Here is a 15885-nt window from a genome sequence, read left to right on the forward strand (position 1 = left end):
CCGCGATGCCCGGTTCAACGTTTGGTCTCCGGCCCGGCGATCGGGCCTCTGGCGCTGGCCTTGTCTTTTTCGAGAACTGCTTCGGTGATCGAATTCGGCAGCCGTCGCGGCTTTTCGATCAGCCCGAGCACCGGCATGGCGATGATGAAGAACGCAAAATAGTAAAGCGTCGCCAGTTGGGACATGACGACGTATGCGCCTTCCGCCGGCCGGGAGCCGAGCCAGCCGAGAAAGAGGGCATTGGCAACGAACAGCCAGAAGAGCACCCTGTACCAGGGCCGATAGACCGCCGAGCGCACCTTCGAGGTGTCGAGCCACGGCACCAGGAACAGCACGGCGATCGAGCCGAACATCGCGAGCACGCCGCCGAGCTTGGAATCGATCGGCCCGATATTGAAGGTGATGGCCCGCAGGATCGCGTAAAACGGCAGGAAGTACCATTCCGGCACGATGTGGGCCGGCGTCTTCAGCGGATTGGCGATGCTGTTGTTGTCGGGATGGCCGAGGTAGTTCGGCAGGTAGAAGACGAAATAGGCGAAGAAGAACAGGAACACGAGGATGCCGAAGGCATCTTTGACGGTGGCATAAGGCGTGAAGTCCACGACATCGGTTTTCGATTTGACTTCGATGCCGGTCGGATTGTTCTGGCCGACGACGTGAAGCGCCCAGATATGCAAGGTCACCACGCCCACAAGCACAAATGGCAGCAGGTAATGCAGCGCAAAGAAACGGTTCAGCGTCGGATTATCGACCGCGAAGCCGCCGAGCAAAAGCTGCTGGAGCCAGTCGCCGATCAGTGGGACGGCGGTGAAGAAGCTGGTGATGACAGTAGCGCCCCAGAACGACATCTGTCCCCAAGGCAGCACGTAGCCCATGAAGGCCGTCGCCATCATCAGCAGGAGGTTGGTGCAACCGAGCACCCACAGCAGCTCACGCGGCGCCTTGTAGGAGCCGTAGTAAAGCCCGCGGCAGATGTGGATGTAGACGGCAATGAAGAAGAACGACGCGCCGTTGGAATGGAGATAGCGCAGCAGCCAGCCCGAATTCACGTCGCGCATGATCTGCTCGACCGAGTTGAAGGCCAGCCCCGTATCAGGGGCGTAATGCATCGCAAGCACGATGCCGGTCAGGATCTGTGAAACCAGCATGATCGTGAGAATACCGCCGAACGTATAGGCATAGTTCAGGTTGCGCGGGACGGGATAGACGATGAAGCTGTCATAGACCAGCCGCGGCAGCGGCAGGCGGGCGTCGAACCAACGTTCGATTCTGGTTTTGGGCGTATAGGTCGAGTGTTTGCCGCCGCTCATCGAAATGCCCCCTGCCTCAGCCGATACGGATCTTGGTGTCGGAAACGAATTGGAACACCGGCACCGCCATGTTCTCGGGTGCCGGCCCCTTCCGGACGCGGCCGGCGGTGTCGTATTGCGAACCATGGCAGGGGCAGAACCAGCCGTCGAAATCGCCTTCCTGACCATGCGGGATGCAGCCAAGATGGGTGCAGACCTGGATCATCACCACCCAGGCTTCCTTGCCCGGCATAGTTCGATTGGCGTCGGTTGCCGGCGCATCGGCCGGCAGGTTGGCGTTGCGGGCAATTGGATCCTTGAGCTCGGCGAGACTGACTGCCTGGCCGTCCTTCCTCTCTTTTTCGGTGCGGTTGCGCACGACAACCGGTTTGCCGTGCCAGTCGATGATCAGCGACGTTCCCGGCGTCAGCGAGGAGACGTCGACCTCGATCGCGGCGGGCGCCTCGACGCGCAATGTGTGCTCGGCTGTGGAGGTTTCGGAAAGGTCGGCCATGATGGCGACTCCTATTGTCGGAAGCTGCGTCATCGCGTTGGTGGCAATCGAGCAAAAGCAGACCACGGCTTTCGCGTTTCCAGTCTGCTCGTGCCGCGCGGAATATGCCGGCCGTGGCCGGGTGTGAGCCATCGTGCCAACGGCACGTGCGTCCAATACTTTCGTTTAGGATTTCCTGAGCGAAGGACTGGCCGGGCTGGCGATGATGCCATCATGGAAGGTTCTGGATTCCTCCAGATAACCGTTGGCCGCTGAGCTGGCATACGTCCCGGCATTGCGCACAGCGATCCCGAACTTCACCCGACCATACCTCGGCATAGGCACGTCTAGCTGTCGGTGTCGTAGTCGTCGTCTCCGCCAAGTGCGAGTTTCTGGAGCGGTTGTCTCGCGTGGCGCGGGGCAGGTTTTCCGCTCGGCGACGACCAATTGCGGGATTCAATCGGGTTCAGAAAGGGAAAAGCGGTGAAACTCTACTACAGCCCTCTCGCCTGCAGCCTGGCGGACCACATCGCTCTGGAAGAGGCCGGTGTTTCCTTCGAGCGCGAAAGTGTGAACCTCAAGACCAAACGGACAGGCTCCGGGGATGATTTCACTACCGTCACGCGCAAGGGCTATGTTCCAGCCCTCGTGCTGGATAGCGGCGAAACGCTGACGGAAAATATCGCCGTCCTCGACTGGATTGCGTCGCAATACCCGCCACTGGCAGTGGCGGGGCCGTACCCGCCTTCTCGAAGCGCTGACCTACGTCTCAACTGAAATACACCGAAGCTTCAAGCCGATGTGGCACCAAAGCAGCGATGCCGAAAAGGCCAGGGCGAGCGCGACGATTACGAGCCAACTCGAGTTCGTCGCTGACGGGCTCGAGACCGACTATCTGTTCGGCGACAAGCCCAGCGTCGCGGATTTTTATCTTTTCGTGATGCTGCTTTGGGCGGCCCGCTTCCAAGTCCCTGTTCCCGCGCCTTTGCAAGCCCTTCGCGTCCGAATGGCTGCCCGACCGGCCGTGCGCATCGCAATGGATCGTGAGGGCCTCGTCTGAAGCCGAGGGCGACTTCGAGCATAAGACCAGATGCAACATGTCCTCTCGCCCAAACAGAAGATCAGGAGTCATTCTCATGCTGCCGTTCCTGCGGATGCTACATCTACATCCAGCCGCTTCCAAGCGCGGGGACGGCCTAGGTCTCGAATTTCTGAGGAGGGAAATCGAGGAAACGCTTGACCTGACCGGCATTCACTCAGAGTTCGCCGCACTGCCTCCTGGCCGAGTGTTACAGTGGTTGGTCCGCCGCCCGCAGTCACCATCGAAATAGGCAACATTTCCTGTCGGCCGATGAGGCGGGCGGTCCGGTCGTTCCTGCTTGTTGGTCATTACAGAGGCTTCATCATGAATGCGAGTAAGGCTCGCGACACGGTCGATCATCGCCGCCGGCGCATTGTTGGTGCTGCAGCAATGACGTTCGCCGCCACCGAACTCGGCTTGAGCGAGCCGGCGGCCACTTGGACGGTCGAGGCGAGGGCATCTGCTACGCAAGCCACGCAGAAATCATTCGGCTCGCTCGGGCAGGTCAATGCCGGAAATCTGAGCGTCGGATATGCGGAGCTGGGGCCCGCCGAAGGTGCCCCAGTGATCCTGCTTCATGGCTGGCCTTATGACATTCACACCTACGCCGATGTCGCTCCCCTGCTTGCCGCAAAGGGGTACCGCGTGATTGTGCCCTACCTGCGCGGCTACGGCACTACGCGCTTCCTGTCGGACGAGACGATGCGCAACGGCCAGCAGTCGGCGCTCGCCGCGGATACGATGGCCCTGATGGATGCGCTGGGGATCGAAAAGGCCACGATCGCCGGCTGCGACTGGGGCGCTCGAACGGCCAATGTCGTTGCCGCGCTCTGGCCTGAGCGTTGCAACGCGATCGTCTCGGTGAGCGGCTATCTCATCGGAAATCAGCAGGTCGGCATGGTGCCGCTGGCACCGGAGGCGGAGCTTCAATGGTGGTATCAGTATTACTTCGCCACGGATCGCGGCCGCGCCGGCTACGAGAAATACACGCGCGATTTCGCCAAACTCATCTGGCAACTCGCTTCGCCGCAGTGGAATTTCGACGATGACATCTTCCAGCGCAGCGCCGCAGCACTGGACAACCCGGATCACGTCAGCATCGTCATTCACAATTACCGCTGGAGGCTCGGCCTGGCACAGGGCGAGCCGGAATATGACGTTCTGGAAAACCGGCTGGCCGAAGCTCCCGTGATCACAGTGCCGACCATTACCCTTGAGGGCGATGCCAATGGCGCACCCCATCCCGACAGCAGTTCCTACGCCAAGAAATTCTCGGGCAGATACACGCACCGGATCATCACCGGCGGTATCGGCCACAACTTGCCTCAAGAAGCCCCGCAAGCCTTTGCCCAGGCTGTCATCGACGTCGGCGAATACTGATCAAAATCCATGACGTGCCCCCGACCGTAAGGAATAAAACGGGAAGAGTCCTGGTTCTCGGCACAGCCTCCGGTCCGCTTAGGCGAGAACAGCTCTCCCGCCGACCCAGACCGACGCGATGTTGGCCCTGGAAGCGGAGTAGACGATCTTCTGAAGGATGCCGTCGCCGTCGTCGAGTTCGTCCCACAGGTGAATTGTGCCTCTGGTCGCGGCGGTGTCGACCAGGATCGCATCGAAATGGTAGCCAGGCGAGAATCGCCCCACAGGCAAGCCGAGTGCCACGCCACCGCCTGCCGTCGCCAGGTGGAAGGACTCGCGAAAGTCGACGCGTGCTGTTCCGGCCGTGCCGCGCGTCTCGGCCGCTAGCGCCGGGTCGGTGCCGGTTTCCAGCATGCGCGACGACATGACCGTCGCGCGCATCGCATCGAACATCGAGGCGCTCGGTCCCCCGGAAATGTCGGTGCCGAGCCCGACCTTGACACCCTTCTCGAGGGCCGCCCTCAACGGGAACACGGCGCCTGCGAAGTAGGCGTTGGAGACGGCGCAGTGCGCCACGGCCGCCTTGCGCACGCGGATCGTCTCCATGTCGGCAAGCGTAATGAAATTGGCGTGCGCGAGCACGCTGCCGGCGCGCAGCAGGCCAAAGCGATCAAGGCTAGACGTGTCGCTGATCCCGTGGCGCTGCAGCACGTAGCCATGCGCCCAGTCGCTCTCCGAGCAATGCGTCTGCACATGGCAGCCGCATTCCTGCGCAAGCGTGCCGAGCCCTTTGAGGGCGGCGTCGGTACAGGAGGGGATGAAGCGCGGCGTAATGACCGGCTTTACCCGTCCCGTGGCATTGTCCGGATGCCCATGCACGTAGTCGATCAGAGCGCGCGTGCCATCGATGGCCGCGTCCGCCGAGGTATCGCGATAGTAGGCCGGGCACTCGTCGGGATTGTCCATCGCCACTTTGCCGACCAGCGCACGTTGCCCCCGTTCGAGGCAAATGTCGACGAGCAGCCTTGTCGCGTCCTGGTGGATGGTTGCGAAGTAGAGCGCTGTGGTCGTGCCATTAGCGATCAGGTCGTCGACCAGCAGGCCGTAGCTGCGCCGCGCGAAGGCGAGATCGGCGTAGCGCGCCTCCAGGGGAAACGTGTGTTTGTGGAGCCAGGCCTCGAGCGGCACGTCCAGCGCCCTGCCGAGCTGCGGATATTGCGGCGCGTGCACGTGAAGATCGACGAAGCCGGGCAGCAGATAACTCTGCGCCGGCAAGGTCGCCAGCGAACCGGTCCGGCGCGCGGCCTCCAGCGCCTCGCCATAGCCGGCATCATGCGGATGCAGCACCGAGGCGATGATGCCTGATTGATCGATTGCGATCAGGGCATGGAGCAACTCTTCCACGAGCCCGCGCTCCGGCGCGTGAAAGCCGCTGGCCAGAAGCGTCTTGCCGCTCAGGTCGCTCACCTGTCCTCCGCCGAAGAACAGCTACGCACTGCCGTCGCGAAGCGCCAGAGCGCGATTGCCCGTCCGTCGATGCCGATGACAATATCGGAAGGGCTGCCGCTCATGCGGCTTGCGCCGTCGTGCCGTAGGTGATGCCCTTCTCCTTCAGCCAGCGGCGATAGGCGATCGACGAGCCGTCGGCCCGCGTCGGGATTTCCGCGCGCGGCTCGAGCGGCAAAAGAAGTGGCCGCTGGTTCTCCAGGATGATGCGGTCCTGCAGGAAGATAAGCTGCTGGAACTGCACAAGTTCGGTCGTGGTCGATACGTCGTCGATCAGGAACATGACGGGGTGCGCGCGGCAGCGGTCCGGATCGAGGGGCTGCACGAACAGACAGATCACGTCCCACCGGGTAGCCGAGTTGGGGCAGGTCTTGTAGAGCATCACCGCGAAAGGATTGGCGACCCGGTACATGTATTGGGTCATGATGCCGCCGGTCGCCGAGAGTGCTGCCTGCGGCTGGAAGAATTCGCAGTTGGTCGCCCACACCTCGTCCACGTCGCGGCGGATTTCGGTTGTGTAATGCCGCACTTCCGTGTGCGGCTCGGCGCCCAATATGTCGGTATGGACGAAGGGGAAATGCGCCATGTCGAGGAAATTCTCGACGATGCGCAGGCCGGACGCCTTTACCGCGATCGCTCCGCAAACGACAGGCCGGCGATCGTCCTCATAGGCCTCCGGGATCGACAGCACATCGCCGGCCGGCATGCCGAGCGTGATCCATAGATAGCCGTAGCGTTCCTTGGCCGGGACTTGGCTGCCGTCGCCGGCACGCGACACATTGACCGGGCCTGCCGTATCGCGGGCTACCAACAGATCGACGCCCAGAAGCCGGTTCGGCATCGTGCCGACCGGAATCTCGTTCAGCGCGTCAATGCAATACCATTGGTCGAGGGCCGCCTGCTCCGCAGCTCGCTTAATGGTCATTGTTGCGTCCTTCCTGTGCTATCTCACTGCCGATAGATGCGGTCCATCACGGCCCGGTGGTCGGCCATCGCCGCCTCGACATCGAAAGAGGCGAAGTCGCCTCTCGCGATAATCTGCCGGCCGTTGATGTAGGAATAGTCGACCTTGAAGGGTCCGCAAAGCACCAGCGCGGCGAGCGGGTCGCGCTCGGTGCCGGAAAGGCCGAGTTGGCTGCGTTTGACCGCGATGAAGTCGGCGCACATGCCGGGCGCGAGATGGCCGATGTCATTGCGGCCGAGCAGGGCAGCGCCACCGCGCGTCGCCATTTCGAGGGCCTCGCGCGCGGACAGCGCCGTCGGCGTGCCGCCGAAACCGCCGCGGCCGCCGGGCTTTTCGGAGAGGTAGTGGTGCGGCGCGACACGCTGAAGCATCAGCGCCAGCCGCGCTTCCATGAACAGGTTCGACGTGTCGTTCGAGGCCGAGCCGTCGACGCCAAGGCCGACCTTCACGCCCTTGTCGAGCATCTCGCGGATTTTCGCGATGCCCTGGCCGCAGCGCATGTTAGCCGACGGGCAATGGGCGACCCCGGTGCCGGTTTCGGCGAAGCGGTCGATCTCGTCGCTGGTCATGAAAATCGAGTGGGCGAACCAGACGTCGTCACCGAGCCAGCCGACGGATTCGGCGAACTCGACCGGCCGTTTGCCATAGATTTCGAGGCAGTACTTCTCCTCGAAAAGCTCTTCGGCAAGGTGCGAATGCAGGTTCACGCCCTTGTGGCTGCGCGCCAGCGATGCCGCATCGCGCATCAACTCCGGAGTCACCGAGAAAGGCGAGCAAGGAGCCAGGATGATTCGGCTCATCGAATGCCGCGACGCGTCGTGATAGCCGCCGATCAGCCGTTCGGCATCCTTCAGGATATCCTCTTCCTTTTCGACGCAGCGATCCGGCGGCAAGCCGCCCTGGCTTTCGCCGCGCGACATGGCTCCACGCGCAGCGTGGAAACGCAGACCGATATCGCGGGCCGCACCGATCGTCGCGTCGAGCGTGCAGTTGTTGGGCAAGATGTAGAGGTGATCGGAGCTGGTCGTGCAGCCCGAATGGATGAGCTCGGCCATCGCTACGCGCGCCGAGACGCTTATCGCATCGTCGTCGAGCTCGGCCCAGATCGGATAGAGCGTCTTCAGCCAGACAAGCAGCTCGTCGTTCTGAGCCATCACACGGGTGAGGTTCTGGTACATATGATGATGCGTGTTCACCATGCCCGGCATGACGACATGGCCCGATAGGTCGAGCACCTCGTCGGCACTGGAGGCACTGAGTTCCGCGGTGGTGCCGACCGCTTCGATGACGTTGTCGTCGATCAACAAGGCGCCGTCGGAAATCTCGCGGCGCGTACCGTCGAAGGTGGCGAGCAGATCGATGTTCTTGACAAGCAGGCGGGGCATGACGGTCTCAACGCATGTCGCGGAAATAGGGTTCGCCGAGAGCAGCCGGCGCGGCCATTACCCGGCGCATGCGCTGCCAGGCAAGCACCGGCACGATGATCAGGGCGATCGTGCCGAGATAGGGAAGCATCGACAGGATCGGCGCCGCGATCGGCCAGTTGCGTGCTTGGCCGACGAAGCCGAGAGAGGTGATGAGACCGAACAGCAGAGCGGCCAGCACGGCGTTGAGGGGCCGGTAGCCTGCGAAGATGACGAGAGAGACGGCAATCCAGCCGCGGCCGGCCACGACGCCTTCCGACCAGGAGGGAACGAAGGCAAGCGTGAGGTAAGCGCCGGCGCCGGCCGCCAGCGCCGAGCCCGCGGCGACATACCAGAAGCGGATGCTTTGCACCGAAATGCCGGCGGCGTCGGCTGCCGCGGGGTTTTCGCCCGCCGCGCGCATGTTCAGCCCGTGGCGCGTGCGGAACATGATGTAGTGCAGCACAACCGGCAGGACGATGTAGATCAGGTAGACAAGGATGTTCTGCGTGAAGATCGCGCGACCGAGCAGCGGGATGTCGCGAAGATAGGGAACAGCAATCGGCGCGAAGGTCGCCGGCGCCGGCATGCCGGAATAGGCGCGACCGATCGTTGCGGCCATGCCTGTGCCCATCAGCGTCAGCGCCAGGCCGCACAACACCTGGTTCGCTTTGACGACGACGGTGCCAAGAGCGAAGACGCAGCCAACGAGGAAACCGACGACAAGCGCAAGGACGAAGCCGAGCATAGGGTGCGGCGTGGCGACGACGACCGCGATGCCAGTGATTGCACCGAGCGCCATAAGCCCTTCGACGCCGAGATTGACGACGCCGGCGCGCTCGGAGAGCGTCTCGCCCAGCGCCGCCAGCGCCAGCACGCCGCCGGCGAGAATGGAGGTCTGGATCAGTCCGGCGATCATGTCCATGGGTGTTTCCTCAGCTCGCGACCGGTTCGGTCCGCGTGATGCGGTAGTGAGCGAGTTCGTTGCCGATCGCCGTGAAGAACAGGATCAGTCCGGTGATGGCGAGCACGGCCGATACGGTGATGCCTTGCGTCTGCAGGATGATGCCCGAATTCAGGATGACGCCCATCAAAGCCGCGCCTGCGAGCACGCCAAGTGAGGAACCGCGCGCCAGCACCGCGACCATGATGCCGAGATAGCCGAAATTGTTGGAGATGCCGCCCTGCAGGCGATGCACCGTGCCAGCTACTTCCAGCATACCGGCGATGCCGGCGATCGCTCCCGACATCAGCAGGACGACGATCAGGCGGCGGCGGAACGGCATGCCCGCATAAAGCGCCGCGCTTGGATTCGACCCAGCGATCCTTACCTCGTAGCCCCAGCGCGTGTAGTTGAGCAGTCCTGCGATGACAAAGGTGAGCAGGATCGCCAGCGGGAAACCGTAGTGTACGATACCCCAGAATTCAGGCACGTCATGCGGCAGACGTGCAGTGGTCGCGAGCGCATGGCCGCTCGGGTCGAGCCATGGTCCGGTGGCGACGTAATAGACCATCAGCGTCGCCACGAAATTCAGAAGCAGGGTGGTGATGAGTTCGCTGACATCGGCGTAGGCGCGCGCCAGCGTCGGCACCAGTATCCAGAGCAGCCCGCCGAGCGCGCCAGCGATGAACATAACAGGCAGGATCAGCCAGGTCGGGCCGGGAATGAACAGCGCGACCGCCGTGGCGCTGAAGGCGCCGGCATAGAATTGGCCCTCCGCGCCGATGTTCCAGGCGCCGATTCTCAGCGCTACCCAGACCGACAGGCCGGTCAGGATCAGGGGAGTGACCAGAAGTCCGACGTCTTCCAGCCCGAAGCTCGAGCCAAAAGTCGAGTTGAGCACCTCCCAGGCGAGTTCGACGGGAGCATTGCCGCGAGCGGCCAGAACCAGGCCGGCGACCCCCAGCGCCAGCACGATCGCCAGGGCACGTGCCGCAAAGGCAACGGAGGGCTGCGCGGATGGAACGCGCTGGAGCTTGATCGCCAAGGTCAGTGCTTCCCGGCAGCGGCCTGGGCGCCAGCACTGGACCGCATCTGCCCGCCCATCATCAGGCCGATTTCCTCGATGTCGGTGGAGGCAGTCTCCACCGCGCCCATGATCCTGCCATGGAACATCACGGCGATGCGATCCGACAGGTTGAACAGCTCTTCCAGCTCCTCGGAAATGAAGAGCACACCGACGCCGGCATCGCGCAATTCGACGAGATAGTGCATCATCGTGTTGATCGCGCCGACATCGAGGCCACGGCTCGGATAGGCGGCGATCAGAACCTTACTTGCGATGCGCATCTCGCGGCGTGCGACGAGGCGCTGCTGATTACCGCCGGAAAGGTTGCGCATGGGCATGCCGAAATTGGGCACCGCAACGGATGCCGCTTCGGCGATCGTGCGCGCGAGAGCAGCCGCTAGGCGCGGTCGAAACGCGAAGCCCTTTGAAACAGGCGCCGACGCATATTCGCGGATTATGGCGTTGTCGGTGATTGAAAGCGCCGGCGCCAGGCCGCTGTGCAGCCGGTCTTCGGGAATGTGGCCGACGCCGAACTTGGCGTAATCGACCGCGCCGGCGGTCGTGACGTCCTTTCCGCCGAGCAGTATCTGGCCCGAGTGGATCGGCCGCAAGCCGGTGACGACCTGGGTCAGCTCCTTCTGGCCGTTGCCGGCCACACCGGCGATGCCGAGAATCTCGCCGGCATGGATGTCGAGCGAAACCTCGTCGAGAAGGATGCCGCCCACGTCGTCACGCGCGACGACGGATTTGAGGCTGAGCACCGGCTCGGCGGAGATGCCGGCCGCGCCTGGCTGCCTGGCACGCAGATTGCTGAGCACGATCTCACGGCCAACCATCAGGCGCGCCAGCATCTTCTCGCCGCAGTCCGCGGTATTTTCGGTGGCCACCTTGCGGCCGCCGCGCAGCACAGTGATGCGGTCTGATATTTCCAGGACCTCGTCGAGCTTGTGGCTGATGAAGATCACCGCATTGCCCCGGGACACGAACTGCTTGAGCGCCTTGAAGAGCTCGCGCGCTTCCGCCGGAGTAAGCACTGCAGTCGGCTCGTCGAGGATCAGAACACGGGCATTGCGCGCGAGCACGCGTAGGATTTCCACGCGCTGCTGCTCGCCGGTCGAAAGATCGGCGACGCGCGCGGATGGCCGTACCGCGAGGTTCAGCTTCTCGGCCAGTGCGGCAGTCCGCGCCTCGAGCACCGACGAGCCAACACGCTTGGGCGTTTCGGACCAGCCGAGATGAATATTCTCGGCGACCGTGAAGGCGGTCACCAGCTTGAAATGCTGGTGGACCATGCCAATACCGGCGGAGATTGCATCGACGGGAGATGCGAAACGCTTGGCATAGCCGTCGACGACGATCTCACCGGCATCCGGCTGATAGATGCCGGTGAGGATGTTCATCAAGGTCGATTTGCCGGCGCCATTCTCGCCGAGCAAGGCGTGGATCTCCCCCGGCATCACGTCCAGGTCGACGTCCTGGTTAGCAACGACGCCGGGGAAATATTTGCTGATGCCCTTGAGCAGCACGAGCGGCGGCGCGCCGGAGCCAGGCTCGTAACGTCCCGGGGAGGTGGACGGCACCTCCATGCCGCCGTAGCGGTGCTCGCTCGAAGCATGATGAACTGGAACAAAATCATTCATCCCGCTTAGCTCTTTGCCTTCTGCCGCATAGTCTATCCGAAAACTCTGCAATCTTTCGGGATTACGCTTGGAGGCCGCTGACGCCTTCGATCGACCAATCCCAGTTGTAGAGTTCCTCTTCGGTCATGCGATGGCCGGCAGCCACCTTGACGTTGCCCTTGGTGTCCTTGATCTCGCCCTCGAACGGGCTCCAGCCGCCGAGAATCTTGTCGCGCACGGCATCGGCCTGCTTTGCGACCTCGGTGGGCACCGTCTCGCCCCAGGCATCGCGGTCGATACCGCCGCCCATCGGCAGGATGGTCTGCGAGGGCGTCCACTTGCCTTCGAGGCGCAGGCGCACCTGCTCGACATAGAATTTCTTGAAGTCGATGGCGATCGAGGAGACGTAGGCCTTCGGCCCGTAGCGGCGGATGTCGGTATTCCACATCACGGCCTTCGCGCCGCGCTGCTCGGCCACCTGTAGATAGCCTGCTTCGTCCATGATGCCGAACAGAAGGTCGGCGCCGTTGTCGATGAGCGCGGTGCCGGCCTGGGTGGCAGCCTGCGGATCGAACCACGAGTTGATGACGATGGTCTGCATCGTGGCGTTGGGATTGACCGAACGGGCGCCCATCAGGAAGGCATTGGTGCCGGAAAAGACCGACGGAACAGGGAAGGAGGCGACGTAGCCGAGCTTGCCGCTCTTGCTCATCAGGCCCGCGGCGACACCGGTGACGTAGGTCGGGTACCAGTGGGCGAGATAGTAGGTCGAGAGATTTTCGAGCGGGTTGCGGCCATCGCATTCATAGAAGGCGACGTCCGGCGAACGCTTGGCCACGTCGTAGAGGAAGTCGCCATAGTTGGAGGTGGCAAACACCATGTTGGCACCTTCCGAGACGAACTGGCGGAAGGTGCGGGTCGCGTCGGCCGAATAGGGGATGCTTTCGACGAACAGCGTCTTCAGCTTCGGGAACGCTTCCTGCACGGCCTTCATGCCCTGGTCGTGGCTCCAGGTCCAGCCTTCATCGGTCACCGGACCGGTGTGGCCGAAGGCGATGACCGCGTTTTCCTCGGCGACGGCGGCGAGCGGCGTCTGTGCATGGGCGGGCGTGATAAGGCCGGATTTCGGCAGGAGCAGCGAGGCGCCGGCCGCGGCGCCCATGTTGAGGAAGCCTCGGCGGGAGAGATTGCGCAGGTCGATCATGCTTCGGTCCTTTGTTCCGTGTCGTGTTCAGTTCGGGAGAGACAGTTCGGTTTCCATGAGGCGGTCGATTTCTGCCGACCAGTCGGCCAGCCATGCCTGCTTGATGTCGTCGTCGAGCCATGCTGCGGACAGGCCAGCCAGCGCGATCCGCTTCAGTGCCGGCGGCCCGAGCGCAAAATTTTCGGCGATCAGCGCGTATTCGCGGTCGAGCGTCGTGGCGAACATGGGCGGATCGTCGGAGTGGATCGTCACGGTAAGCCCGGCCTCGATCATGCGGCGGATCGCGTGGTCGGGCGCGGCGAGGTCACGCCAGACGGTGGTGGCCAGCGTCGTGCTCGGACAGCAGGTGAAGACGATGCCCATCTCCTTGCACTGCTCCATCAGCGCCGGATCGTCGACGACATGGTAGCCGTGGTCGACCCGTCTCAGGCCGAGGACGTCGACGGTATCGCGGACATAGTCCGCCGGGCCATCCTCGCCTGCATGGTTGGTGACATTGAGCCCGGCAGCCCGCGCTCGCTCGACGATGCGCGCAAACATCGGCGGTGGGTTCGGGCGTTCGTCGTAATCGAAGCCGATGCCGATCACCTCAGCCGGGCGCTCGGCCAGAACCATGTCCAGGAAGCGCTCGCCACCTGCCGCGCCGAGCGGCTTCGCATGCGCCGGTATCAGCTTTGCCATAAGCCCATAGCGCTCCTTTGCGCGGTGAAAGCCGTCGAGGATGCCTTCGAGCATAGTCGAATAGGCCACGCCATGAGCCAGATGCGCATGCGGGCTGAAGAACAGTTCGACGTAGCGCGCACCGGCTTTAGCGCAGCGCTCCAGTGCCTCGAAGGTGATGCGAGAGAAATCGTCCGCAGTCCTGATCGAGGCGCAAACCAGATCGTAAATCTTCAGGAAATCCAGCAGGTTGCCGTAGCTGTAGAGCTCCGATGTCGGTCTGCCGTCCGGCAGCGGCACCGCGTTCAGCGCCGCCAGCTCGGCGAATGTCTCTGTGGATACGGCGCCCTCGAGGTGCAAGTGCAACTCGACCTTCGGCATGAGCTGAATGAAACTTGACAACGACATCGACGCTCACTCGCCCGGATTGGCAATCCCAAGCCGCACCTGGTTTTCTTGGGCGACGGACGGCTGCCGAGTTGTTCGATAATCGCGGCTTTTTCCAACTGTCCGATCACCTGATACGCAACAGATGTCAGGGAAACGGGGCTTGCACAAGCCAAAAAATGATGCCTAACTAGACACATTCTAAAACTGCTTAAAAAATGTGCAGGCCGGGAGAAATATAGGCATGAAGCACCTACGGGAAGCGCAGAACCCTGCGCCTCCGCCTCAAACAACGCGCCTGCGCTTCATCGGCCGACTGGTGTCGTCGAGCTTTGGCGAGTTCGCCGACAGGCGTGCCGCTCGGCTCAATCTCGATCTGCTGGTGCACGAAGCCGCGGACGATTTTTTTGTCGTCCAGGTTTCGGGCCAGCCCGATCTCATCGATGCCTTCGAGATGGCATGTAGCTTGGGGCCAATCGACTGTCTGGTGATGGACTGCGAACGGGCCGAAATTTGGGAATATTCCAGAGGGAAAGACGCAGAATGACGATACAGGCTGGATGGCACCCAGTGGCGCTGTCGGGATCGATCGAGCCGGGCAGTTCGGCCGGAATCCGCCTTGGCGGAAACGAGCTGGTGGTCTGGCGCGACAACAGTGGCGCAGCGCATGTGTGGGAGGATCGCTGCCCGCATCGCGGTATGAAGCTGAGCTTCGGTTTTGTCCGCGGCGATCATATTGCCTGTCTTTATCACGGCTGGCAGTACGATGCGGCCGGCCAGTGCCGATACATTCCGGCCCACCCCGATCTCAGGGTGCCGGCGTCCATTACCGTGTCTGCCCACAGATCGGCCGAGGCGGCTGGGATAGTCTGGACGGCACTGGATCCGGCAGCAGCATTGCCCGAATTGCCTGCCTTGGCAGAGGAGGTGGTGCCGGTCCGCAGCCTGCATCTCGACAGTCCCGCCGCAATGGTGATCGATGTCGTGAGGGCCATGCCGCCCAGGCCCTTCTCCCGCGGATCCGGGCTCGCTGAGCTGAAGGCGCTGAGCGGGATGCTGTTCAGCCTGACGGTCGGCGAAGACACGCTGCTTCTTGGCCTGCAGGAACTGACCGACAAACGATCGGCCCTACACATCGTGATTGACGGACCGGCAGCCAAGTATGCCGGCAAGGGGCAGAAGCATTTCTTCGCTTGGACGAGCGAGCTGCGTCATCATCTCGAGACCGGGCGTACCGGCGCGACCTCGACGACGCGGGCTGCATGATGGCGAGGATCACGCTCTACAACTACGAGCTGGACGAAAACTGCTACAAGGTGCGGCTGGCGCTTTCCATGCTCGGCCTGGAATGGCAGACCGTTGCAGTCGATGCATTTCCGGGGGCGGAGCAGAAGACGCCGCCATTCCTGGCCATGAACCCGGCGGGCAGCCTGCCCATTCTCCGCGACGACGAGGTGACGATGTTCGGCGCCGAGTCCATCATCGTCCATCTGGCGCGCAGCCACGATTCAACGGGTGCATGGCTGCCGGCGGATGGTTCGGATTTCGCCAAGGTGATGCAGTGGCTTTTCTTCGCGGCCGGCGATCTCGGCGTTGCCGGCGCCGCGCGCCGCCATGCCATGTTCGGCGCCGGCGGCGACGAGGCTGCGCTGCGGGCCGGTGCCGCGCACGCACTCCGCGCCATGGACGACCATATGACCGCGCGGGGTTTCGACAAGAAAGAATGGTTCGCTGCGGACCGCCCGACCATCGCCGACATCGCGCTTTTTCCGGCGTTTGCGCTGAGCCGCGATTTCGGCGTCGACCATGACGAGTATCCGGCGCTGCGCCGCTGGGTGCGTCGCTTCCGCGCGCTTCCGGGCTTCACGACCATGCCGGGCATCCCCGATTACCATTGACGCCCAACATTCG

Annotated in this window: 16 protein-coding genes; 6 read left to right on the plus strand and 10 right to left on the minus strand. The window is 63.0% G+C overall.

Features of this window, described 5'->3' with window-relative positions; translation table 11 throughout:
• Positions 1–14: 14 nt before the first annotated feature.
• Together NKH60_RS01915 and petA are read right to left on the minus strand one after the other, a co-directional pair.
• The gene (locus NKH60_RS01915) at positions 15–1310 is read right to left on the minus strand and encodes a cytochrome b (RefSeq protein ID WP_352612474.1); all 1296 of its coding nucleotides are present in this window, start codon (positions 1308–1310) and stop codon (positions 15–17) included.
• A gap of 16 nt (positions 1311–1326) precedes the next feature.
• Positions 1327–1836, minus strand: a complete 510-nt coding sequence (gene petA, locus NKH60_RS01920) for a ubiquinol-cytochrome c reductase iron-sulfur subunit (RefSeq protein ID WP_352612476.1) — start codon at positions 1834–1836, stop codon at positions 1327–1329.
• Between the two features lie 429 nt (positions 1837–2265).
• Here petA and NKH60_RS01925 point away from each other — a divergent pair, with 429 nt between their 5' ends.
• The 3 genes from NKH60_RS01925 (at position 2266) to NKH60_RS01935 (ending at position 4243) form a co-directional block, all read left to right on the plus strand.
• Positions 2266–2559: a glutathione S-transferase N-terminal domain-containing protein gene (locus NKH60_RS01925; protein ID WP_352612478.1), complete on the plus strand. Its 294-nt coding sequence runs from the start codon at positions 2266–2268 to the stop codon at positions 2557–2559.
• 22 nt (positions 2560–2581) lie between these two features.
• On the plus strand, positions 2582–2842 hold the full coding sequence (locus NKH60_RS01930) for a glutathione S-transferase C-terminal domain-containing protein (protein ID WP_352612480.1): 261 nt from the start codon (positions 2582–2584) through the stop codon (positions 2840–2842).
• Between the two features lie 345 nt (positions 2843–3187).
• Complete coding sequence (locus NKH60_RS01935) at positions 3188–4243, plus strand: alpha/beta fold hydrolase (RefSeq protein WP_352612482.1); 1056 nt, start codon at positions 3188–3190, stop codon at positions 4241–4243.
• A gap of 78 nt (positions 4244–4321) precedes the next feature.
• Here the strand turns inward: NKH60_RS01935 and guaD are convergent, their stop codons facing one another.
• The 8 genes from guaD to add all read right to left on the minus strand — a co-directional run bounded on the left by guaD (position 4322) and on the right by add (position 13995).
• The gene (gene guaD / locus NKH60_RS01940) at positions 4322–5689 is read right to left on the minus strand and encodes a guanine deaminase (protein WP_352870967.1); all 1368 of its coding nucleotides are present in this window, start codon (positions 5687–5689) and stop codon (positions 4322–4324) included.
• Positions 5690–5789: 100 nt separating this feature from the next.
• On the minus strand, positions 5790–6653 hold the full coding sequence (locus NKH60_RS01945) for an aromatic ring-hydroxylating dioxygenase subunit alpha (RefSeq protein ID WP_352470599.1): 864 nt from the start codon (positions 6651–6653) through the stop codon (positions 5790–5792).
• Between the two features lie 23 nt (positions 6654–6676).
• Positions 6677–8077: an 8-oxoguanine deaminase gene (locus tag NKH60_RS01950; RefSeq protein ID WP_352870970.1), complete on the minus strand. Its 1401-nt coding sequence runs from the start codon at positions 8075–8077 to the stop codon at positions 6677–6679.
• Between the two features lie 7 nt (positions 8078–8084).
• The gene (locus tag NKH60_RS01955) at positions 8085–9020 is read right to left on the minus strand and encodes an ABC transporter permease (protein WP_352849850.1); all 936 of its coding nucleotides are present in this window, start codon (positions 9018–9020) and stop codon (positions 8085–8087) included.
• Positions 9021–9030: 10 nt separating this feature from the next.
• Positions 9031–10083, minus strand: coding sequence for an ABC transporter permease (locus NKH60_RS01960; RefSeq protein ID WP_502906610.1), 1053 nt, complete (start codon positions 10081–10083; stop codon positions 9031–9033).
• Positions 10084–10085: 2 nt separating this feature from the next.
• Positions 10086–11690 (minus strand): ABC transporter ATP-binding protein, encoded by a 1605-nt coding sequence (locus NKH60_RS01965; protein WP_352612729.1) that lies wholly within the window; start codon positions 11688–11690, stop codon positions 10086–10088.
• 115 nt (positions 11691–11805) lie between these two features.
• Positions 11806–12927, minus strand: coding sequence for a BMP family ABC transporter substrate-binding protein (locus NKH60_RS01970; protein WP_352612491.1), 1122 nt, complete (start codon positions 12925–12927; stop codon positions 11806–11808).
• A gap of 27 nt (positions 12928–12954) precedes the next feature.
• Positions 12955–13995 carry an adenosine deaminase gene (gene add / locus NKH60_RS01975; protein ID WP_352612493.1) on the minus strand — a complete coding sequence of 347 codons (1041 nt, stop codon included), beginning with the start codon at positions 13993–13995 and terminating at the stop codon, positions 12955–12957.
• A 223-nt stretch (positions 13996–14218) separates the two neighbouring features.
• On the opposite strand from add, the gene NKH60_RS01980 reads away from it, so the two are divergent.
• From NKH60_RS01980 to NKH60_RS01990, 3 genes are read left to right on the plus strand one after another with little or no spacing between them, the layout of a single operon-like run.
• Positions 14219–14521 (plus strand): hypothetical protein, encoded by a 303-nt coding sequence (locus NKH60_RS01980; protein ID WP_352470594.1) that lies wholly within the window; start codon positions 14219–14221, stop codon positions 14519–14521.
• Positions 14518–15240, plus strand: coding sequence for a Rieske 2Fe-2S domain-containing protein (locus tag NKH60_RS01985; RefSeq protein WP_352470593.1), 723 nt, complete (start codon positions 14518–14520; stop codon positions 15238–15240). Before NKH60_RS01980 ends, NKH60_RS01985 begins: the two co-directional genes overlap by 4 nt.
• A complete protein-coding gene (locus tag NKH60_RS01990) occupies positions 15237–15872 on the plus strand; it encodes a glutathione S-transferase family protein (RefSeq protein WP_352612496.1) in 636 nt (211 codons plus the stop codon). Before NKH60_RS01985 ends, NKH60_RS01990 begins: the two co-directional genes overlap by 4 nt.
• Positions 15873–15885: the final 13 nt, after the last annotated feature.

This window comes from Mesorhizobium sp. M1006, assembly GCF_040318825.1.
Taxonomy (GTDB): domain Bacteria; phylum Pseudomonadota; class Alphaproteobacteria; order Rhizobiales; family Rhizobiaceae; genus Mesorhizobium.